Origin of the sequence: Dickeya lacustris (assembly GCF_029635795.1) — a bacterium.
Lineage (GTDB): Bacteria > Pseudomonadota > Gammaproteobacteria > Enterobacterales > Enterobacteriaceae > Dickeya > Dickeya lacustris.
The window spans coordinates 1,907,547-1,926,927 of sequence record NZ_CP114280.1 but is presented as its reverse complement, the minus strand read 5'-3'; the positions used below and the strand labels follow the sequence as shown (position 1 = coordinate 1,926,927).

Genomic DNA, 19,381 nt, shown 5'->3' with positions numbered 1-19,381 from the left:
CAGGCATCATCTTAGTGGATGAAAATATCGGACTCAATAGATGATGCCTTTCATCAATAATGATTAAACGGATCAGGCGCGGGGCGTGCGTGGCGCGGCGATGCGCGCGCTGTCACCACCCTGAGCGCGGGGCAGACTACCGGCGATTTGATCGTGCGGCGTGCCGAGCGAGATGGCGCTGGCGCTATCAAGGCGCGCCATCTGTTCATCAGTGAGCGTCACCTCCAGAGCCGCCAGAGTATCATCCAACTGATTCAGGGTACGCGAGCCCAGAATGGGGATCAGGCTGGTGCTGGAATGCGCCGCTTTCTGTCGCAGCCAGGCAATGGCAATGTGTAGCGGCTGCCGCTGGTGCTCTTGTGACACCGCGATGACTTCATCGAGCAGCGTAGTATCCCGTTCGATGTGTACCAGCCTGCCGCCAAATCCTTGCAGACGGCCTTCATTACTGTTGCGGTATTTTCCTGTCAACAGCCCACCGCCCAGCGGAGACCAAAGCGTTGCCGCCAGCCCCAGTGCTTCGGCCATCGGCAGCAGTTCTCGTTCGGCGGTGCGCTGCGCCAGGCTGTATTCCACCTGAATACCGGCAATGCGCGACCAGCCCCGCAGCTCTGCTATCGTATCGGCGCGGGCGATACGCCAGGCCGGAAAATTAGATAACCCGGCATACTGGATTTTCCCTGCGCGGACGAGGTCGTCAAAGGTGCGGACTATCTCTTCCAGCGGGGTTAGCTGGTCGTCAAAATGCGCCCACAGGATATCAATACGGTCGGTTTTCAGTCGCTTAAGGCTGCTTTCCACCGACGAAATCATGTTCTTACGGCTGTTGCCGGTTCGAGAGATGCCTGCGTCCGGCATCGCGCTTAGGGTGTACTTCGTTGCGACGACAAAGCGATCGCGTTCAGCGGCGATGAACTCGCCGATAAACTCTTCCGACTGGCCGAACTGATAGGCATCAGCCGTATCGATAAAGTTGCCGCCAGCATCGGTATAGCGATCAAATACCTGTTTCGCCTCTTCTTTTTCTGAACCGTAGCCCCAGCGGGTACCAAAGTTGCCTGTGCCGAGCGCCAGCTCGGATACGCGTAAACCGGTGTTACGACCAAACGTGGTGTAGTGCATGTGGCGAACCCTCATATTATAAATGTCGGTTGACATTTATAATATAGGTCATTCATCATCTATTTGTAAACATGATGAGTATCATCTATATCACCCTAACAAGAGAGCAATTGCATGAAAACGACGCCTTCGGTTCTTATCACCGATGCTTCATCTGACATTGGTGCAGCCTATGCCGAGCGTTTTGCCAGCCGTGGTCATGATCTGGTGTTGGTTGGCTGCGATCGTCTACGGATGGATGCCCTGGCAACCCATCTGCGCCAGAAGAGCGGCGTTGCTGTCGATGTTATACCGGTGGATCTCACGCAGCCCGATGAACTTGCCGTGGTCGAGGCGCGGCTGCGTGAAGACCGCCGCATTGGGGTGCTGGTGAATAACGCCGGGATGAGCATTGGTGGGCATTTTCTTGAACAACAGCCTGACGATATTGAACGACTTGTCGCCCTCAATACGATAGCGCTGGTCAGGCTCGCCCGCGCCGTTTCTCCAAGGTTTGCGGCGGCAGGCGAGGGTGCCATTATCAATATTGGCTCCGTGATAGGTTTAGCGCCGGAATTCGGGGCGACGGTTTACGGTGCCACCAAAGCATTCGTACTGTTTCTCTCTCAGGGACTCAGTCTGGAACTGGCTCCCAGTGGGGTCTACGTTCAAGCCGTTCTTCCTGCGGCGACGCCCACGGAGATTGGGCAGCACGCCGATGCCAATATCGAGAGTTCCTCTGTGGCGAGGGACATTGGGGCGTTCGTGGAGGCGGCCTTGATAGGTTTTGATAACCGCGAACCGGTCACGATCCCACCGCTCCAGGAATTCCGGCAATGGACGGCCTATCAATATGCCCGGCAAGCTATGCTGCCGATATTCGCACAGGCACACCCGGCAATTCGATATCGACTGATGCATTCGCCAATAGCAAATTGTGTGCGCCGTGCGCCGGTTTTATTTACGCAGACCGAAGACAGCCTAATATTAAAACAATAAATAAGGTGCAGCGGTGCGGTTTATTCCCTGCAAATAATATTCAGCCAGAAAGTTAACAGGCATTACCTGCTGGCAATGCCTATTAGTGATTGGTACAAGATAGCCGCGCGGCTTTACCTTGTTTACGATAACTAAACGGCGTTATTTGATAGGTTTTGACAAACACCCGTGAAAAGGACTGCTGTGAGTCATAACCATATTTCATGGCGATATCAATGATCCTTTCATTCGTGCAGGCGAGATCGTGAGCGGCCTGAGCCAGGCGGCGCTCACGAATATAATTCCCCAGACTTTGCCGGGTGATGTGATAAAACATGCGCTGGAAGTGCCATTGTGAGTACCCCGCTTTACGTGCAACATCCTTTACGCGCAGTGGGCGTGTTAAATCAGAATTTATCCATGTAATTAAATCATCAATGATTTCTTTTTTCATGAGAAGCACTCCTGAATAAAAACATATCCATTAGCCGACGACATCTCCTCACAGACAGTGAAAGATGTTTTATTTCCATAAAGGTACTCTACGCGGGTTTCAGGTATTTCTTCCGTTAGATAACTTATTTGTACGTCAGTGCGACACCGCGAATATCATTATTCCCGTTGGCGAAAATAATTTTATAGCTTGTAGCACCAGACGCTTTGGTTAAACGCGCAAGTTTATTTTCCAGGCTATCCAGCGATGATGCGGTAGCGGAAACCGAACCCATTTTCTCTGCGTGTTGTGCAGGGCTGGCATTATCAGCCGCCATTGCGCTTTGGGATAAAGTAGCAAGCATTAAGGCAGAAAAAGTAAATTGACGAATATTCATGACGACCTCATTAACAATAGAATGATAGCGATAAATCTGGAATAGGGCGTGTGTATTGCGGCAGACCAATACCGGTGCGCCACTTTTCTGCTGCGGGCTTCACGGTGCAATGTGCTGCTACAGTTGCTACGCCTGACGGTGGATAACATCATGATTGCCTGAGGCAACACATGATGCGGCATGTCCTGTTACGGATATCCTGTTACGGATAGGGGGCGTCAATCCAGTGAGACGTATTCTAACGATTTCCATCGTAAACTTAATGGCACGTATGGTTGAAAAATAATTAACCTAAAGTTGTTAATTCAGCAGTTATGTCCGGTTAAAGGCTATGTACAGTTAAAGACGATGTACAGTTAAAGACTATGTACAGCTAAATGCCGCGAGTTCATTGAGTGAAACATGCAGGGATTTCTCTTTGGCAAAGGTGCCAAGCAGGTACTCCACCGTAGCCCTGACGCGAGGCGCTATCAACGCCCGATGCGGATACTGAAGCACCATTTCGTAGTTGCCGGGCTGGTGCGTTCCCAGCAGCAAGACCTTGAGATTCCCGGATAACAGGTGTGGCCAGGCGTGATGTACGCCGACCTGAGTGATACCGAGCCCCTGACAGGCCGCCTGCGTCAGCGCTTCCGGTGCAGACAGCGTTAATGCTGGCGTGCTGATATCAAGCGTGATGATGCTGCCGTCGTCGCGGTGAAAACTCCAGGGAGAGATCTTCCCGCCTAGAAAACGCCGCACTATCAGGCGATGTTGCAAAAGCGCCTGAGGCGTTTGAGGAATACCGGCTTGTTGCAAATAGTCCGGTGAGGCAACCAGCACCATATTCAGGCGGCAGATCGGACGGGCTATCAGGGCGGAGTCTGCGATTTGGCCGCCCCGTAGCGCCAGGTCGTAACCATCGCGCACAAAATCGACCACGCGGTCATCGAAATCAATCTCGACGCTCAGGGATGGGTAGCGTGTTTGCAGCCCCGGCAGGGCAGGCAGAATGTACTCTTTGCCGAAGGAGGCGCTGGTAGAAATGCGCACATGGCCGCTGATTTCAACGCGCTGCTGGGCCAGCACGTCGGAGGCGGCGTCCAGCGCTTCGAGCGCGATGCGCGCCTGGCGCAGGAACGCCAGCCCCTCGTCCGTCAGACTGAGGGTGCGGGTGGTTCGGTTCATCAACCTGACGCCCAGCGTCTCTTCCAGACCCGAGATATTTTTGCTGATGGCAGCGGCACTGATGCCCATTGCCCGCCCCGCTGCGGCAAAGCTTCCGGCGTCGGCCGCCTGCACAAAAGAGAGGATTGCTCGCACGCGCTGTGTCAGTTCCATCGCTGTTCCACCGTTATTTACGCTCAGGGTGCTAAAGGGAATACCGCCAATCATCAACATCAAGTTATTAATGATTCAACTGTACATCATATTACTGTTTTAAATACCGGCGGCAATAATGCCGCGTAATACGCCGCCCGTTTAGCCGGGCGACGCGACATGATTGATTATTGATCCGCAGGAAATCACCGTTATGCATAATTTCGAGTTTTATAACCCTACGCGCATTATCTTTGGCGCAGGCAGGGTGCCCGAGCTGGCCACGCTGGTGCCTGCTAATGCCACTGTGATGGTGCTTTATGGTGGGCAAAGCGCCGAGCGTAACGGCACGCTGGCGCAAGTCAGGGAGGCGCTCGGTGCGCGTATCGCGCATGAGTTCGGCGGCGTTGAACCGAACCCGACCTATGAAACCCTGATGCGTGCCGTCGATATTGTCCGCCAGAAAAAAATCAGCTACTTGCTGGCCGTTGGCGGCGGCTCGGTTATCGATGGCACCAAATTCGTTGCAGCGGCGGCAGGCTATGTCGGGGAGCCCTGGCAGATTCTGGCAACCGTCGGTGCCAGCGTCTCTGGCGCATTGCCGTTCGGCACGGTACTGACGCTGCCTGCCACCGGTTCAGAAATGAATAACAATGCGGTCATCACCCGCGCGCTCACCAAGACGAAAGCGTTTTTTGCCTCTGCCCATGTTTTTCCCGCGTTCTCGATTCTCGACCCGGAGAAAACCTATTCGCTACCGGCAAGACAATTAGCGAACGGTGTGGTGGATGCGTTTACGCATATCCTCGAACAATATCTGACATATCCGGTACAGGCGGATGTACAAGACTATTTTGCTGAAGGCCTGCTCAAAACCCTGATAGCGATTGGCCCGAAAGTGGTCAGTGAACCGGCTGACTATGATTCCCGCGCGAACCTGATGTGGGCGGCGTCAATGGCGCTGAACGGCTTGATTGGTTGCGGTGTGCCGCAAGATTGGTCAACGCACCTGATAGGCCATGAATTGACGGCGCTTTACGGTATTGATCACGCCAGAACGCTGGCGATTATTCTGCCGGCCATGTTGCAGGTGCGTCGTCAGAGCAAGCGTGAGAAGCTGTTGCAGTATGCCGAGCGTGTTTGGGGCCTGAACAGCGGCGCGGATGAGGCGCGTATTGAGGCGGCGATTGCCAATACGCGCGCGTTCTTTGAACAACTTGGCGTCAAAACGCATCTTGCGGATTATGGCATCGGTGAAAATGCCATTGACGAACTGGTTCAGCAGCTCGATAAACACGGTATGCAGCAACTGGGGGAGCGCCAGGAGATTACGCTTGATATCAGCAGGCAAGTCTTTACCGCCAGCCTTTGACGAATCTGGCCGCGCTGTCGGGATGGTCATGAGCGCCACGGCACGCGCGCTGATGCGCCGCTAAAGACAGCGTCACAAGAGGGGCTTGATAATCCCGACAGGCGGTTGGCCGCCTGCCGGGAAGCGTATTAGCGGTTCGCCTGCAACTGCGCCACCAGCGCAACGCCAACGCCATGGGCCGATGCCGGGTTCTGGCCGGTGATAAGGCGTCCATCGCTGACCACGTTCTCCGCCCAATCCGCTGCCCGGTTGGTGCAACGCGCCGCGCTGTTTTAGCGTGCTGGCTAACAGATAGGGCACGACCGTGCTGTATCCGACGGCGGCTTCTTCTTCATCGGTAAACGCCGCCAGACGTTTGCCTGCGACAAGGTAGCTGCCGTCAGACAAGGTGGCGTTCACCAGCGCGGCCGGGCCGTGGCAAACGGCAGAGACGATGCCGCCTGCCTCCCAGATTTCCCTGATGGTGCGCTGTACCGCCGCACTGTCGGCAAAATCCCACATGGTGCCGTGGCCACCGGCGAAGAAAACCGCTGAGTAATCAGCCGGGTTCAGCTCACCCAGTATGTGAGAGTCAGCCAGTGCTGTGCGAAAGGCGCTATTTTTCCAGAAGCGATCATTGACCGGATCGGTCAAATCAAAAAAATCGATCGGCGGGTGGCCTCCGCGCAGAGAGGCGATTTCTACCGGGATACCCGCTTTTTCAAATACCGCTAGCGGATGGGTGAGTTCAACCAGCGCGAAACCGGTCGGTTCACCGCTGTCGCCCCGAATAGGGTGGCTGGTTACAACGCAAAGAATTGGTTTAATCGTCTCGGTCATGTTTGCATTCCTTGTGCCTTGAGTAAGGCGATATCGATAGCGAAGCGCATCGGGCGCGGTGTTTCCCGTCGCCCGTATAAGCGGCCTCACTCGTTTGGTTAGGGGGTGGGCCCGCAATGAGCACAGGGTGGCGAACGAGGCGGCGCTCATCACCGCTGTTCATGAGCGACCGGCCGGTAAGCGGCGTGCGTTATGTCGTGGCCTATCTGTCTTGCCAGAGCGTGAGCGGGCGGTACTCAGGCATGAGCCCTGGCAAACAAGGCTTCCCAGTTGGTGAACGGGCCTAACGGAATAATGTCCCAGTCAATCAGGCCCGCCTTCGCGAGAGGGAATTCCGCTAAGGCGACTCTGGCGGCATCGACCGAGTCGCATTCCGCGACGATAGCGACGCCGGGCCGGTCCTGACGGAAATAAATGTCACGCACCAAACCGCTTTTATACAGCGACCAGCCGTGGCGCACTTCATCGAGCATATGTGGTTCATACTGTTCCAGCGTGGCACCGGGTTTGGGAATATCCAGACAAAGCAGTTTCATCTTCAGGTTCCTCATTGTTGTGACATCAGGTGGAGTTAGCGAGCCTGGTTCAGGCGGGGTAAAACTGACGGGTAACGCGCGCCTCTGTCATCGATGATGGAAATTAACATCGGGAGTCCTTGTTGGTGTTAGGCGCGTGCGCGTTGGCTCAGGTGCCAGTCGCATGGCCGATCTTTTTTTTATTTTTCAAATACAATCGATTAGAGAGTTCATCGCTAAAAGGGATGTATTAACCAATCGCTGTGCTTATCCGCCACAACACTATAATGTAGAATTTAATTCATAATTAGCGGATAAATTTCCACTCACTGGTTCCTTTTATTCTTCAATTGGAGAGGCGATGTTAGACAGATTCGATGGCATACAACTGTTTGTGGAAGTGGTTGAAGCCGGTGGTTTTGCTAAAGCCGGTGAGCGGCTCTCTTTGACCCGCTCTGCGGTAGGAAAAGCGATTGCCCGCCTTGAAGAACGGCTCGGCGTGCAACTTTTTCAACGTACCACCCGAACACAAAGCCTGACTGAAGATGGGCAGCAATATTATGAGCGCTGCCTGCGGGCGATTGATGAGCTGCGGGCGGCTGAAGCGCAGCTCGATTCGGGGCGCAGAGAAGTGTCAGGGACGCTGCGTGTCTCTTTGCCGGTTCTGTTTGGCCGCCACTGCATCGCGCCGATTTTGCGCCGCTATGCGCGTTTGCATCCCCGGCTGGAGCTTGAGCTGAACTTTAACGATCGCTATGTCGATTTGATTGCCGAGGGGTTCGATCTGGCGCTGCGTAGCGGCACGCTTGGCAATGAATCATCGCTACGCGCCCGCAGGCTTACGGGCCAACGTAAGGTACTGTGTGCCGCGCCAGCCTATCTTGCTGCCAGAGAAACACCACTCGATATCAGTGAGTTAACCAAACATGCGCTGCTGGCATACTGGCGCAAAGAGACAGCGCTGCCGTGGCGACTGGCGGATGCGTCAGGCACACTGGTCGATGTGCCCGTCAATTCACGGATGCGGTTTAACGATCTCGAAGTGATTGCCGATGCCGCAGTGGAGGGAATGGGCATCGCCTGGCTACCCGACTGGCTGGTGCGAGAACGATTAGCCCGTGGTGAACTGGTTGAGATCTGGCGCGATCGCCCAAGCGCGGTGATGGCCTGCTATGCGATATGGCCTGCTGCACATTATTTGCCACTACGCTGTCGGCTGGCCATCGATGCGCTCGCCGCCGAACTGCCTCACAGTTTGGGCAGCGGGGGATGAACATCGGCATTTCCTTCACCTTCAGCGTTTATCTTAAGAGGGCATCCATGCAAACACCATCCCCGGCGCGGGAGGCATCGGCATGCCTGCCGCCTGTGACTGTCTGGCAACAGTCATTAACTTACCTGCTGGGCAAGCACGCTCAACGACACGCCATTTGAAGGCGGGTTGTATCTGGCGGTGGTGATTGACCTGTGGTCTCGTGCCGTTATTGGCTGGTCGATGTCCTCACGAATGACGGCGAAACTGGCCTGCGATGCGCTACAGATGGCGCGCTGGCGGTCGTCCAGAACAATTTGAAAACGAAAATCTCGCTTAGGGCTGTGTCCACATTACGTGGGTAGAGGATCACTGCGCCCTACAGTCTGACAGGCGTCTGTTAACAAGTTTGCGATTCAATCATGACTGAAAGCGAATCAATTTAGCGGTCTCATCGAACAGTTCAAGTAACTGCTTTTGCCCATCCATAGCGACCCAGGCATGGATCACCACCCTCAGCATCGAAAAAACAACCGTCGGATAGAGTTCAGCGGCAAGTGGTGCGGTTTCTGAAAAAGCCGCTCGGGCAGAGAGAATCTGAGACACTTTTTCACTCAGTGCTGCCGACATCTCATGCTTACGGGCGCTGATTCCTGATGATGACGCAATCACGCGCTCGATGGTGAGATAAAAATCGGCGCGTTCCTGATACAATTTCAGCAGTTCACGTGCACATGCAAGAAGGCTCAAATGAGCCGGTTCACCCGTGGGGCGGTTATCAAGACAAGACAGGAAAATGGCCATACCGTCTTCAACCCAGCTAACGATCACGTCTTCTTTTGTTGGAAAGTAGCGTAAAACCGTTCTTGGCGAAATATCGACGGCGGCTGCAATTTGATTAATGGTGGTGTCTTCGAAACCCTGGCGACCAATCAATACCAGTGCCGCTTCCAATATCTGACGACGCGTTTGATCTTTCTTTCTTTCTCTTAAACCCATCTGTATTCCCTGGGAAGCGGTTATGCCGTTTTGCATGAGCGATTAAAGGCGTCATATCCAAAAAACGACGTTAAGGGTATGCAATTTCAGCCACCCAGTCATCATAAGGCATAGAGTAAAGTTGCCAAAATGCTTGCGCAACACCATGGCTCCAGGCTGAATCAGCACCGGTTAAGGCTGATGCTGTGACCGTACCAATGTGTATTCCTTGTTTTTTTAAATCGTCAAATAATCCCATGGCAAGTGATCTGATCCCGGCTTTACCGACGCTGAGAGAAATATATTCAGGCGCAGGCATCACGCCAAATTTGCCGCCGGTCAGCAGTATCGTTCCTTGTCCTTGAGCCAGCATCAAGGGGAGAACCGTCTGAATGGCAACCATTGCACCCACAATGTTGACCGAGATATCCGATAGAAACGTGTCAGCGGGCTGCTCTGTGATGGTTGCTTGCCGCAATGATGCAGCGTTGTAGTGCAGAACGTCGATAGCGCCGTACTGTTGGAACACTGTTGTGAGCAATTGTTGAACACGTTCGGGATCGGCGGCATCCACCCCCATCGCCGTACTGACTCGTCCCGCTTTTTGACATTTTTGCACGTACTGTTCTAGCCGTTCAGGATGACGAGCGCTGAGTACGGTATTAAAACCTTCGGTAGAAAAACGTTCGGCAGTGGCAAGGCCAATGCCTGGCCCCGTACCAATACTCAAGAATGTTTTCATGATTATCTTCGCTCCAGAGAGAAATCAGGCCAGAGAGTAACAGGGCCAGCTTAGAAGGCTGGCCTGTCAGCAGCATCATCCGGTGACAAAAGAATCGGCAGCGGTGCCGCTGTGATTAAGGGCGTGGTGAGGCTGCGTCAAGCAATGCAAACTCCTCATCGCTCAACACAACACTCGCGCCAGCGACATTCTCTTCAAGATGGGCAACTTTGCTTGTACCGGGAATGGGCAGCATGACCGGGCTGCGTTTAAGCATCCATGCCAGTGCGATTTGGCTTGGCGTCACTCCTTTCGCTTTGGCTATCGTATCGACAACGCCCCCCGGTTTGGCAAGCTCACCTGAAGCGAGTGGAAACCACGGAATGAAACCAATGTTATTTTCTTCACAATAATCCAGCACATCCTCATCATCCCGAGTGACCAGGTTGTACATATTTTGAACTGTTGCGACCGGGAAGTATTTCTGCGCTTCTTTAATTTGCGCGACCGTTACCTGGCTTAAACCGGCATGGCGAATAAAACCCTGATCAATCATATCCTTAATAAAACCAAACTGTTCTGCTTCCGGGACTTTTGGGTCAACCCGATGCAACTGCCACAAGTCGATACGTTCAACCTTCAAGCGACGTATACTCATGCGAACGGCCTGACCAAGATAGGCGGGATCGCCAATAATCGGCCACTGCCCTTCCGTCAGCCCCGGACGGACAAGGCCGCCTTTGGTCGCAACAATCAGATCTGATTTGTAGGGATAAAGCGCTTCGGCAATCAACTCTTCGCTGACAAACGGGCCATAACAATCGGCGGTATCAATAAAGTTAATACCCAGTTCTGGCGCACGTTTAAGCACACGCAGCGCTTCATCACGATCTTCTGGCTCACCATAAAAACCCGGCCCGGTAATACGCATTGCGCCATAACCCAATCGGTTTATGGCCATATCCCCGCCGATCTTGAACTGACCGGAAACACTCGCATCAATTTTTTGCATGTTTAACATCCTGCTCATAGGTGGTTTTTGACATTACGTTGGATAGCGTTCAGGCATAATTCGTGAGTTTGGTCACAAGACAGGCATCGATACCTTCATGTTAAGAATCAGGAAAAGTACCGATTCATGAAACGAAGAGCATGCCTGAGACAGCCAATGAGTACATCGCCACATCGATAATCTGTCACTTAGTGACATTTGTCAATGATAGACAAAATGGTTTTTTGTCTTGCCAGGAGCGGAGCAGGTACGCCTCTAACCATAACGATATGATGAATATCATATCTTTTAAGTCGTTTATCAGGATGGAAAGTGATGGATGCAGAACGCTTGCTAAATTTTATGTTGATGAATACCAATGTAATGCTGTAATCCCGGTACAGAAAAATTTCTGGCACGAAAGATTTAAATATCCGGTAATGATTTCACCAGAATAACGCAGTGTGCTGGCTTATTTTAGCAGGAAGATCATGGTGTAATTTGAACATGGACACTGCATTTATTTATGAGTAAGGCTCATAAGGGTAAGTCCGCCAATCAACTTACTCTGCCTTTTTCTAACCGCTATGCTTTTCACTGTGAGTGGCAGAGGTGAACTTATACTGAAAGCCTAAAGTCACGGTTATTATCCATAGAATAGATAAGGGGCGATGAATGAAAGATATCATTGTAGTTATAGGTAGTGGATCGATTGCCCAGGCGATTGCACGACGAGTGAGTGTTGGGAAGCATATTCTCCTGGCGGATATTAAAATTGAAAATGCGCAGCAGGCAGAGAATACCCTTTCTCGTGCAGGCTTCGAGGTGAGTACGACGACTGTCGATGTCAGTTCACGTCAATCGATACAGGAACTCGTTAAAACAGCCTGTGATCTGGGTGAGATCAAAGGAATTATTCACACCGCAGGGCTGTCGCCTTCTCAGGCAAAAGCACAGGATCTTATCCGGGTTGATTTATACGGCAGCGCGGTATTGTTTGAGGAATTTGGTAAGGTTATCGCCCCGGGGGGCTCTTGCGTGGTGATTGGTTCACAATCCAGCCATCGCCTGGCGGTTGATGCTCTTACTCAGGCTCAGGCCGATGAACTGGCAACGTTGCCCCCGGAAGCACTGCTTGAACTGCCTCTGGTAAAAAATATTGACGACAGCTTATACGCTTACCAGATTTCCAAGCGTTGTAATGCTCTTCGCGTTATGTCTGAAGCGGTTAAATGGGGCAAACGTGGCGCGAGAATTAACTGTATTAGCGCAGGTATTGTCTTTACGCCGCTGGCTTATGATGAGCTGAATAGCGTTGAAAGGGGCGCTTTCTATCGCAATATGCTGGATAAGTCTCCCGCTGGCCGGGGGGGAACACCTGATGAAATTGGCGCGCTTGCCGAGTTTCTTTTCGGAGCGAATGGCACATATGTAACCGGTAGCGATTTGCTTATTGATGGCGGTGCGACGGCATCGTTTAAATATGGTGAGTTGCGCCCCCAATAAACCCTTTGATTACCTCACAGGGTGAACATCCGCGTATGTTCACGTCAAATCATTACCTATAAATTATCCCTATAAACTATCTCTATAAACCATCACGTATGGCGTACAATTTTCGCTATAACGTGATGGTTTAACGTTTAAATTGGCTTTTACACCGTCTGTGGGAAACCTGCCGAGAGCGTATCCTAAAAATAGAAAATAGGGTGCGTAAGATACAGGTTGGGGCGATTGGGACAAATACCGCTGCCATAAAAATATCATTCATGATGATTTCATCATTTAATATCAGGGCATTTTCGGTATTAATAAATAGTGTGGAATATTCCTGAAACTGGAAACGGATGTGTTTCTTCACTCCGTTTCCAGCCTGACTGGAGCTGGAAATAATACCTTATTTCTTATCGATAAATCAGCACGCTTTTAATCCTTATCGACGAGGTCTGTTTTCCATGGCGCTGAGGTCGTCAATGACGGATTGTGGCTCTGAAAGTAGCGGCATATTATCTCTATCCAATATGCCATCATTTCGCTCGATGGAATCTTGCTGTAGAGAAGAAAAGAGCGGGCTAAGATCTGACTGTTCATAGCCAGACTCTGCAATTAACTCCAGCGTCTTATTGTTAGCGTTGTCATCTGTTAACGCACTAACCAGTACCCTGGCTATTTGTATACGGGCAATAACGCCATCAGCCGGAGTACCCGAGTGGCGCGTGTCGCCTTGCAGCATGACAATTTTTTCTTCGTCGGGTTGGTGATAGTCAAACCAGCCGGGCCTGACGATGGTATAGGGATGGCCGCTGGCGCGCACAAGCCGTTCTGAGCGCCGCTTCCAGTCATGTGCTTCCGTCTGGCGGTTATAGGCTCCGTCTCGGTCAGTGACTCCGATTGCTGTCATTAACACAATGCGTACCGGCTTGTGCTTTAGTGTTGTCAGAATATTTCGCACGCCACCGTAATCAATGGCCCGTGCGCCAATACGCCCCTGACCATCCGATCCCAGTGTGAAAATAACGGCATCAATATCGTCACTTATTTTTGTCAGTGTTTCCGGGAGGCTGACATCCCCGTAGACGATTTCAGTACCTTGCGGTAACAATTTACCTTTTTGTTTACTCCGCACCAGTGCTTTTGGCTGGTGCCCCATTTTTATTGACATTGCAACTACATGGCGACCAATACTCCCTGTCGCGCCGACAATTAATATCTTCATAATTAACCTTTCGCGTAATAGAATGAATTGTTATTCGAAATAAAGTGCTGTTCGAAATAAAGTGTAGCAATAGCGATTGTTGAGAGTAATGGGGTTAAGATAATTACGTCTATGAACACTTCTCATAATTAGATTTGGCCGAATATATTAAGGGTAAATGACGTGCTTAAAGAAAACTTCAACGAACTACAGCTATTTATGGTCGTGGCCAGGGAGCGGAGTTTTACCCGAGCAGCGGCGAAACTGGGTGTTTCCCAGTCGGCGTTGAGCCACGCAATGAAGGCGCTGGAGGCCAGATTGAATCTGCGTTTGTTAACCCGCACAACCCGCAGCGTGGCACCTACCGAGGCAGGCGAGCGAATTATTGCCTGTCTTGAGCCACGTCTTACTGAACTGGAATTGGATCTTGAACAACTGATACAGCTTAACGGTATTGCTGCAGGGAATATCCGACTCTCTGCAGGCGAGCATGCGGTAAAAAGCCTGGTGTGGCCAAAACTCAAGCCTTTCCTGCGTGAATATCCTGAAATAAATGTCGAACTGGTCGTCGATAATGGCTTTGTTAATATCGTGGAAGGCCGCTTTGATGCGGGTGTTCGGCTAGGAGAAAGCCTGGATAAAGACATGGTAGCGGTTCGTATTGGCCCCGATGTGCGATTGGTCGTGGTTGGCTCGCCCGATTATTTCTCCCGCTACGTTATTCCTGAGACGCCCCACGATCTTCAGCATCATCGCTGTATTAACATGCGGCTTCCTACCCTCGGAGGGTTGTATCACTGGGAATTTGAGAAAGACGGGAAACCGCTACAGGTTAAGGTTGAGGGACAACTGACCTTTAATCATCTTGCCGAACGCATTGATGCGGCGGAGTCTGGGTTTGGGCTGGCTTTTATTCCAGAAGATATGATCCAGCCACAACTGGCATCGGGTAAGTTGATGGCGGTATTGCAGGAGTGGTGCCCCACATTCCCTGGCTATTACCTTTATTATCCCAGCAGAAAACAGCATCCACCCGCGTTTGCTTTGTTGATTGATGCATTACGCTATACCCACCGATAAAAATGCCGGGGCCCGCTTCCCTCTCATGATACTTAAATACTCAGGAGGCGAAATGAAAATGCCCCCTGAGTATTTTCGTTATCTGCCAACGCGTGATTGTAGCGAGGCGGGATAACGCTCACCGACGATGTTGACGGTTTCAAGCGCCTGGGTGATGTCATCGGTCTCTTTGCGGGAAAGAGACACGTCAACGGCAGCCAGGTTCTCTTCTAATCGATGGCGTTTGGTCGTGCCAGGAATGGGAACAATCCAGGGTTTTTGGTTCAGAAGCCAGGCCAGCGCGATTTGTGCAGGCGTGATGCCTCTTTCGGTAGCGATGTTACCCAACAGAGCGACCAGTTTTTCGTTGGCTTCCAGTGCTTCTGGCGCAAAACGAGGAACCTTGCTTCTGAAGTCATCCTCACCAAATGTGGCATCCGGCTTGATAGCTCCGGTCAGGAATCCTTTACCTAACGGGCTGAATGGCACAAACCCAATGCCCAGTTCTTCGAGCAGCGGCACTATTTCCCGTTCTGGCTCTCGCCACCACATGGAGTACTCGCTCTGCAATGCGGCAACTGGCTGCACAGCGTGGGCACGGCGTATGGTTTGTACTCCGGCTTCAGAAAGCCCGAAATGTTTGACTTTCCCCTCGGCTATCAAATCTTTGACCGTCCCCGCGACGTCTTCAATAGGGACATCAGGATCGACGCGATGTTGATACAACAAGTCGATAACATCAGTTTTCAGGCGTTTTAGTGACCCTTCAACCACGTTGCGGATATGCTCCGGGCGGCTGTTTAAAATCTGCTGCTTATTATCTGCGCCAAAAGTGAAGCCGAATTTGGTGGCAATCACGACACTGTCACGAAAAGGCTGTAATGCTTCGCCAACGACCTCTTCATTCAGATAGGGGCCGTACAGTTCAGCGGTATCAAAGAACGTGACGCCACGCTCAAACGCAGTACGAATCAGTTCAATTGCCTGACGAGCATCAGTAGCAGGGCCATAGGCGTAGCTAAGGCCCATGCAACCCAGCCCCAACGCGGAAACTTCGAGCCCGGATTTACCGAGAAAACGTTTTTGCATCATTAAATACCTCAGTGAGTTATCGCTTAGATGTCCAGTTTTCGGCCTGTTAGCCATTCAACTCGCGCCGGATCGCGATGCGAGAAGAACACGCTCGTTGCTGTATCCATCGCCGTGATTTGCTGCATATCTTCAGGGCTTAATTCGAAGTCGAAGATATTAATATTCTCTTCCATGCGCGCTTTATTGGTGGTCTTCGCGAGAGACACAATACCGCGCTGTACCAGCCAGCGCAGAATCACCTGACTTATGCGCTTGTGATATTTATTACCAATAGCTGTCAGTACCGGATGCTCGAATAAACCGTTTTTGCCTTCGGCAAATGGAGCCCAGGCTTCGGGTTGAATATTACGGCTTAACATCCACGGAGCGGCATGTAACTGCTGATTAAACGGATTAACCTCAATTTGATTAATGGCTGGCACGATATTATTAAATGCGATGAGGTCAGCAAGTCGGTCTGGATGAAAATTACTTACGCCAATAGCCCGAATTTTCCCCGCCTGATATAACTCTTCCATTGCCCGCCAGGCACCGTAAATATCATTGTAAGGCTGGTGAATCAGATACAGGTCAACGTAGTCCATCTGTAGCCGGTTTAATGAGCGTTCAAACTGGGCTTTCGCTCCGGTATAACTGACATCCTGTATCCACAGTTTCGTCGTAACAAATATTTCCTCACGGCTTACGCCACTTTGTTTTATCGCATTCCCGACTTGTGTTTCATTTTGATAGGATGCCGCTGTATCAATCAAACGATAACCCGTTTCGATGGCGTCAATAATTGCACGTTCACACTCACTTGCTTCCGTCATCTGAAAGACGCCAAAACCTGCGAGTGGCATTTCAATACCGTTATTTAGTGTTACTGTTTGCATATCATTATCCTTTGGCTGCTGTTTCGTCACAGCATAACGCAGCGTGATCGGTTTTATTAGCACACCCAATTGACTAGGGCTAATTAGCCTATTTCATAAATAAAAATAGGCTTGATGCTTTTTAAGTGTTCAATTACTGAAGCTTTTTTTCTTTAATGAACTGGCTCACCAGGTCAGCAATCTGGATATTATTCAAATCAGAAAAGGGGAAATGAGTATTACCCGTAATTCCTATTTCTGGCAGGTGTATCACGGTTACATCGCCGCCGAATTTGTTCACCACATCGCGCCATTTCCTGGCCATTGCCAGGCGTACTCGCCAACTGTCTTGTGCGGGCATGGCTACCGGTTTATCAGGAATGTTATCACCGTAAATAATCAGAATCGGAATGTTGGTCAGAGCCATAAACTGTTCCTGCGGAACAGGCTCGCCCTTTAGCGTATCGAATGCGCTTGGCATTGGCTCGGGTAATTCTTTTTCTGGGAAGACAAAACTGCTACCCGGTTCGAAGGCAACAATGGCTTTTACCTTGTCGTTTTTCATTGCCGTGTACCAGCCGGGGCCACCTCCCTGAGAATGCGTGAAGAGGATTGCCGGGCCCGATTTATCGACAACGGCGGACATCGCGTCAGCGATCACCTTGATGTCAAACGGCCCGGTGTTCGGCGTCATTTGACGGAAAAACTGATTGAGCGCTGCTTTATCGTGAGAGAACTGAACGCCTTTAAAATAATCGGGCCAGATGCCTACCCGAAACTGATTAAACCACATCTGTTCATCGGGCTTAGGTGTAATGGTATTTTCTACCGTGCTACGCCCTGCATTGCCGCGACGCGGTTGATCAACAAGATATGTTGAGAAACCACGGCGCAGGAAAATGTTCTGGAATCCCTCACGGCCATCCGGCGTACTTTCCCAGGTGCGGGAGAACTGACCGGCACCATGCAGCATGATGATGGGGTATTTGTGAGGATGGCGAGGGATCTGGTAAAACACCGATGCGTGATCGCCATGATAAGTTTGGCCTGCGGAATTCAGCGGTTCGGTTGCGTCAAATTTTCCGGGCGCAGTGATGATGGTGCCACCAGCGGAAAAGCTTCCCTGTTTCTGAATGACTATTGGTTCTGCATTGGCGAGCTGAACTACCTGAGCACTTGCCATCAGGCAAATGAACAGCGTTTTTAAAAATGTCTGCAAGATTATGCCCTCGGTTATATTTGCGGCTCAATGATACCTTTACTTTCAGGGCAGATTATTGAGAACCCCTGATTACCCTTATTTGTCATATTCATGAATACGGTTGTTAACGTTGGCCGTACCTTGTGAAGGCACTATCTTTTGAGCCCTGAAAACAAACAACCAAAGCAAAAAACGGGTGGCTAATGCAAATAAAATAATAATGGCTATGTAGCGAAAATAAAAAATAAATGCAGATTCATCATAGTCAAAAAAGGAGAAATCAACCGCCATGCGTAAATAAGCAAGGTAGTTTGTGGAGAGAAACCAGTACAGACCCAGTAGCGATATTACCGAAAATATACAGGGTGTAATGATGTTCGAAAAACAGGAATGCTCGGGGATTTTCAGCACGAAACAGAAAAATTTAGCCAGCATTTTCCAGTGTAAGCCGATATGTACCGCAATTATGATCATGCCCCAGTAGACTGCCGTCATATGTAGCTTTCTAACCCATGTATTCGGGTTATGAAATGGAAAATCAGGAAAAACATGGCGAGAGATCATAACGCCGGAGACGATGACGGCCAGTATCACCATGAGTGTTACGAAATTAACCGCTCGGTTAATAACACGCATAGCCGCAGGGAGCGTGGGTGGCAGAGCCCAGAGCCGATGCTTGTTCAGATATAAATGGAGAATAATCATCAGTGTAAAGAGCATGCCAGACCATTCATGTATCATCTCACCATGAAGATGAAACCCCATTAATATCAGTAACAATAAGGCCATTCCTCCATCCAGTATCACCTGAATAAAATAAATTTTTTTCATGGCAGTATATTAATGTTGTGGATTGACTTGTTGCACCCATTGCTTTACCTGATCCGGTATTTCAGGGTTTGATATATCATTGCGTGATATAGACAATGCGCGCGTCACTAATTTCGCCTGGGGCTGCCTGCGTGCGATTTCCCGTAACGAATCCGCCAATTGGCTGCCACCGTGAGTGGTAAAGGGAATAATCGTTTTTCCAGCAAAGTTATTTTGCTCAAAAAGGGCATATATCACCATTGGCATGGTATACCACCAGATGGGATAACCGACATAGACCGTATCATACTTGTTCAGATCCGGGAGCGGCGTTTTGAATGAGGGCCGTGCTCTTGTTTGTTGTTCCTTTTCGGCGAATTGCAGCAGCGCATCATGCTGGCGGGGATAGGGGATTGTTGTTTCGATACGAAACAGACTGCCCTGCGTCTGTTGCTGAATAAGCTGTGCGATGTACTGGGTACTACCGGTTTCTGGCACGTTTTTCTGAAGCACGCTGGCACCGGAAAAACCGTCCACGTTATCAGGTGTCATTTCCTCAGGTTGCGAGAAATAAACAATCAGTACACGTTGTGACGCTGCTGTATTTTCTGAGGCGAAAGCGACCTGCCCTGTAAGGCATAAAAATATCATTACGACCATTTTGCTTATAACGTTTATTTTTCGCATTATCTTTATTTCCTTATTTAAAGGTGGCCAATAATATCCGTCATGTCCCAACGTTTCGGTGAGCCGAATTCTCTCTCATCCCGTCACTGATTTGATTAAATCCTTGTGAGCTCGCAGAGCCACACCC

Annotated in this window: 20 protein-coding genes and 1 pseudogene; 6 read left to right on the top strand and 15 right to left on the bottom strand. The window is 50.7% G+C overall.

The features are described from left to right. Positions 1–72 precede the first annotated feature (72 nt). Positions 73–1,122: an aldo/keto reductase gene (locus O1Q98_RS08710; protein ID WP_125258220.1), complete on the bottom strand. Its 1,050-nt coding sequence runs from the start codon at positions 1,120–1,122 to the stop codon at positions 73–75. Positions 1,123–1,236: 114 nt separating this feature from the next. Here O1Q98_RS08710 and O1Q98_RS08705 point away from each other — a divergent pair, with 114 nt between their 5' ends. Continuing rightward, on the top strand, positions 1,237–2,100 hold the full coding sequence (locus O1Q98_RS08705) for an SDR family NAD(P)-dependent oxidoreductase (RefSeq protein WP_125258221.1): 864 nt from the start codon (positions 1,237–1,239) through the stop codon (positions 2,098–2,100). Positions 2,101–2,182: 82 nt separating this feature from the next. On the opposite strand, the gene O1Q98_RS08700 is transcribed toward O1Q98_RS08705, so the two are convergent. The 3 genes from O1Q98_RS08700 to O1Q98_RS08690 all read right to left on the bottom strand — a co-directional run bounded on the left by O1Q98_RS08700 (position 2,183) and on the right by O1Q98_RS08690 (position 4,229). Next, positions 2,183–2,533, bottom strand: coding sequence for a helix-turn-helix domain-containing protein (locus O1Q98_RS08700; RefSeq protein WP_125258222.1), 351 nt, complete (start codon positions 2,531–2,533; stop codon positions 2,183–2,185). 124 nt (positions 2,534–2,657) lie between these two features. Continuing rightward, entirely contained in the window at positions 2,658–2,909 is a 252-nt protein-coding gene (locus tag O1Q98_RS08695) for a YdgH/BhsA/McbA-like domain containing protein (RefSeq protein WP_125258223.1), read from the bottom strand. Positions 2,910–3,272: 363 nt separating this feature from the next. Next, complete coding sequence (locus O1Q98_RS08690) at positions 3,273–4,229, bottom strand: LysR family transcriptional regulator (RefSeq protein ID WP_125258224.1); 957 nt, start codon at positions 4,227–4,229, stop codon at positions 3,273–3,275. A gap of 193 nt (positions 4,230–4,422) precedes the next feature. Here O1Q98_RS08690 and O1Q98_RS08685 point away from each other — a divergent pair, with 193 nt between their 5' ends. Continuing rightward, positions 4,423–5,580: an iron-containing alcohol dehydrogenase gene (locus tag O1Q98_RS08685; protein WP_125258225.1), complete on the top strand. Its 1,158-nt coding sequence runs from the start codon at positions 4,423–4,425 to the stop codon at positions 5,578–5,580. Positions 5,581–5,708: 128 nt separating this feature from the next. Here the strand turns inward: O1Q98_RS08685 and O1Q98_RS08680 are convergent. Both O1Q98_RS08680 and O1Q98_RS08675 read right to left on the bottom strand, forming a co-directional pair. Next, positions 5,709–6,399 (bottom strand): annotated as a pseudogene (locus O1Q98_RS08680) (type 1 glutamine amidotransferase domain-containing protein). A 236-nt stretch (positions 6,400–6,635) separates the two neighbouring features. Continuing rightward, positions 6,636–6,935 (bottom strand): superoxide dismutase, encoded by a 300-nt coding sequence (locus tag O1Q98_RS08675; RefSeq protein ID WP_125258227.1) that lies wholly within the window; start codon positions 6,933–6,935, stop codon positions 6,636–6,638. Between the two features lie 340 nt (positions 6,936–7,275). Between O1Q98_RS08675 and O1Q98_RS08670 the strand changes: the two genes are divergently transcribed. Then, positions 7,276–8,187 carry a LysR family transcriptional regulator gene (locus O1Q98_RS08670; RefSeq protein ID WP_125258228.1) on the top strand — a complete coding sequence of 304 codons (912 nt, stop codon included), beginning with the start codon at positions 7,276–7,278 and terminating at the stop codon, positions 8,185–8,187. A gap of 180 nt (positions 8,188–8,367) precedes the next feature. Next, complete coding sequence (locus O1Q98_RS19735; RefSeq protein ID WP_341275985.1) at positions 8,368–8,487, top strand: hypothetical protein; 120 nt, start codon at positions 8,368–8,370, stop codon at positions 8,485–8,487. Between the two features lie 99 nt (positions 8,488–8,586). Here O1Q98_RS19735 and O1Q98_RS08665 read toward each other — a convergent pair whose 3' ends face one another. From O1Q98_RS08665 to O1Q98_RS08655, 3 genes are all read right to left on the bottom strand, one after another. Continuing rightward, on the bottom strand, positions 8,587–9,165 hold the full coding sequence (locus O1Q98_RS08665) for a TetR/AcrR family transcriptional regulator (protein ID WP_125258229.1): 579 nt from the start codon (positions 9,163–9,165) through the stop codon (positions 8,587–8,589). Between the two features lie 70 nt (positions 9,166–9,235). Then, positions 9,236–9,886 (bottom strand): SDR family NAD(P)-dependent oxidoreductase, encoded by a 651-nt coding sequence (locus O1Q98_RS08660; RefSeq protein WP_125258230.1) that lies wholly within the window; start codon positions 9,884–9,886, stop codon positions 9,236–9,238. A gap of 115 nt (positions 9,887–10,001) precedes the next feature. After that, complete coding sequence (locus O1Q98_RS08655; protein WP_125258231.1) at positions 10,002–10,877, bottom strand: aldo/keto reductase; 876 nt, start codon at positions 10,875–10,877, stop codon at positions 10,002–10,004. 654 nt (positions 10,878–11,531) lie between these two features. On the opposite strand from O1Q98_RS08655, the gene O1Q98_RS08650 reads away from it, so the two are divergent. Beyond that, entirely contained in the window at positions 11,532–12,362 is an 831-nt protein-coding gene (locus tag O1Q98_RS08650; RefSeq protein WP_125258232.1) for an SDR family oxidoreductase, read from the top strand. 427 nt (positions 12,363–12,789) lie between these two features. Here the strand turns inward: O1Q98_RS08650 and O1Q98_RS08645 are convergent, their stop codons facing one another. Next, positions 12,790–13,572: an SDR family oxidoreductase gene (locus tag O1Q98_RS08645; protein ID WP_125258233.1), complete on the bottom strand. Its 783-nt coding sequence runs from the start codon at positions 13,570–13,572 to the stop codon at positions 12,790–12,792. Positions 13,573–13,734: 162 nt separating this feature from the next. Here O1Q98_RS08645 and O1Q98_RS08640 point away from each other — a divergent pair, with 162 nt between their 5' ends. Continuing rightward, complete coding sequence (locus tag O1Q98_RS08640; protein WP_125258234.1) at positions 13,735–14,631, top strand: LysR family transcriptional regulator; 897 nt, start codon at positions 13,735–13,737, stop codon at positions 14,629–14,631. Between the two features lie 78 nt (positions 14,632–14,709). Here the strand turns inward: O1Q98_RS08640 and O1Q98_RS08635 are convergent, their stop codons facing one another. The 5 genes from O1Q98_RS08635 to O1Q98_RS08615 all read right to left on the bottom strand — a co-directional run bounded on the left by O1Q98_RS08635 (position 14,710) and on the right by O1Q98_RS08615 (position 19,263). Further along, positions 14,710–15,699, bottom strand: coding sequence for an aldo/keto reductase (locus O1Q98_RS08635; protein WP_125258286.1), 990 nt, complete (start codon positions 15,697–15,699; stop codon positions 14,710–14,712). Positions 15,700–15,725: 26 nt separating this feature from the next. Next, complete coding sequence (locus O1Q98_RS08630; RefSeq protein ID WP_125258285.1) at positions 15,726–16,577, bottom strand: aldo/keto reductase; 852 nt, start codon at positions 16,575–16,577, stop codon at positions 15,726–15,728. 133 nt (positions 16,578–16,710) lie between these two features. Beyond that, positions 16,711–17,775, bottom strand: coding sequence for an alpha/beta hydrolase (locus O1Q98_RS08625; RefSeq protein WP_125258235.1), 1,065 nt, complete (start codon positions 17,773–17,775; stop codon positions 16,711–16,713). Positions 17,776–17,853: 78 nt separating this feature from the next. Next, the gene (locus O1Q98_RS08620) at positions 17,854–18,546 is read right to left on the bottom strand and encodes a DUF4405 domain-containing protein (protein ID WP_125258236.1); all 693 of its coding nucleotides are present in this window, start codon (positions 18,544–18,546) and stop codon (positions 17,854–17,856) included. A gap of 51 nt (positions 18,547–18,597) precedes the next feature. Beyond that, the gene (locus O1Q98_RS08615) at positions 18,598–19,263 is read right to left on the bottom strand and encodes a flavodoxin (RefSeq protein ID WP_416232402.1); all 666 of its coding nucleotides are present in this window, start codon (positions 19,261–19,263) and stop codon (positions 18,598–18,600) included. Between the last annotated feature and the right edge of the window lie 118 nt (positions 19,264–19,381).

Coding starts and splice junctions, on each gene's coding strand:
- O1Q98_RS08690 (WP_125258224.1), bottom strand. CDS start 4,229: ATGGAACTGACACAGCGCGTGCGAGCAATCCTCTCTTTTGTGCAGGCG.
- O1Q98_RS08645 (WP_125258233.1), bottom strand. CDS start 13,572: ATGAAGATATTAATTGTCGGCGCGACAGGGAGTATTGGTCGCCATGTA.
- O1Q98_RS08705 (WP_125258221.1), top strand. CDS start 1,237: ATGAAAACGACGCCTTCGGTTCTTATCACCGATGCTTCATCTGACATT.
- O1Q98_RS08650 (WP_125258232.1), top strand. CDS start 11,532: ATGAAAGATATCATTGTAGTTATAGGTAGTGGATCGATTGCCCAGGCG.
- O1Q98_RS08630 (WP_125258285.1), bottom strand. CDS start 16,577: ATGCAAACAGTAACACTAAATAACGGTATTGAAATGCCACTCGCAGGT.
- O1Q98_RS08620 (WP_125258236.1), bottom strand. CDS start 18,546: ATGGCCTTATTGTTACTGATATTAATGGGGTTTCATCTTCATGGTGAG.
- O1Q98_RS08665 (WP_125258229.1), bottom strand. CDS start 9,165: ATGGGTTTAAGAGAAAGAAAGAAAGATCAAACGCGTCGTCAGATATTG.
- O1Q98_RS08670 (WP_125258228.1), top strand. CDS start 7,276: ATGTTAGACAGATTCGATGGCATACAACTGTTTGTGGAAGTGGTTGAA.
- O1Q98_RS08655 (WP_125258231.1), bottom strand. CDS start 10,877: ATGCAAAAAATTGATGCGAGTGTTTCCGGTCAGTTCAAGATCGGCGGG.
- O1Q98_RS08635 (WP_125258286.1), bottom strand. CDS start 15,699: ATGCAAAAACGTTTTCTCGGTAAATCCGGGCTCGAAGTTTCCGCGTTG.
- O1Q98_RS08700 (WP_125258222.1), bottom strand. CDS start 2,533: ATGAAAAAAGAAATCATTGATGATTTAATTACATGGATAAATTCTGAT.
- O1Q98_RS08685 (WP_125258225.1), top strand. CDS start 4,423: ATGCATAATTTCGAGTTTTATAACCCTACGCGCATTATCTTTGGCGCA.
- O1Q98_RS08660 (WP_125258230.1), bottom strand. CDS start 9,886: ATGAAAACATTCTTGAGTATTGGTACGGGGCCAGGCATTGGCCTTGCC.
- O1Q98_RS08710 (WP_125258220.1), bottom strand. CDS start 1,122: ATGCACTACACCACGTTTGGTCGTAACACCGGTTTACGCGTATCCGAG.
- O1Q98_RS08675 (WP_125258227.1), bottom strand. CDS start 6,935: ATGAAACTGCTTTGTCTGGATATTCCCAAACCCGGTGCCACGCTGGAA.
- O1Q98_RS08695 (WP_125258223.1), bottom strand. CDS start 2,909: ATGAATATTCGTCAATTTACTTTTTCTGCCTTAATGCTTGCTACTTTA.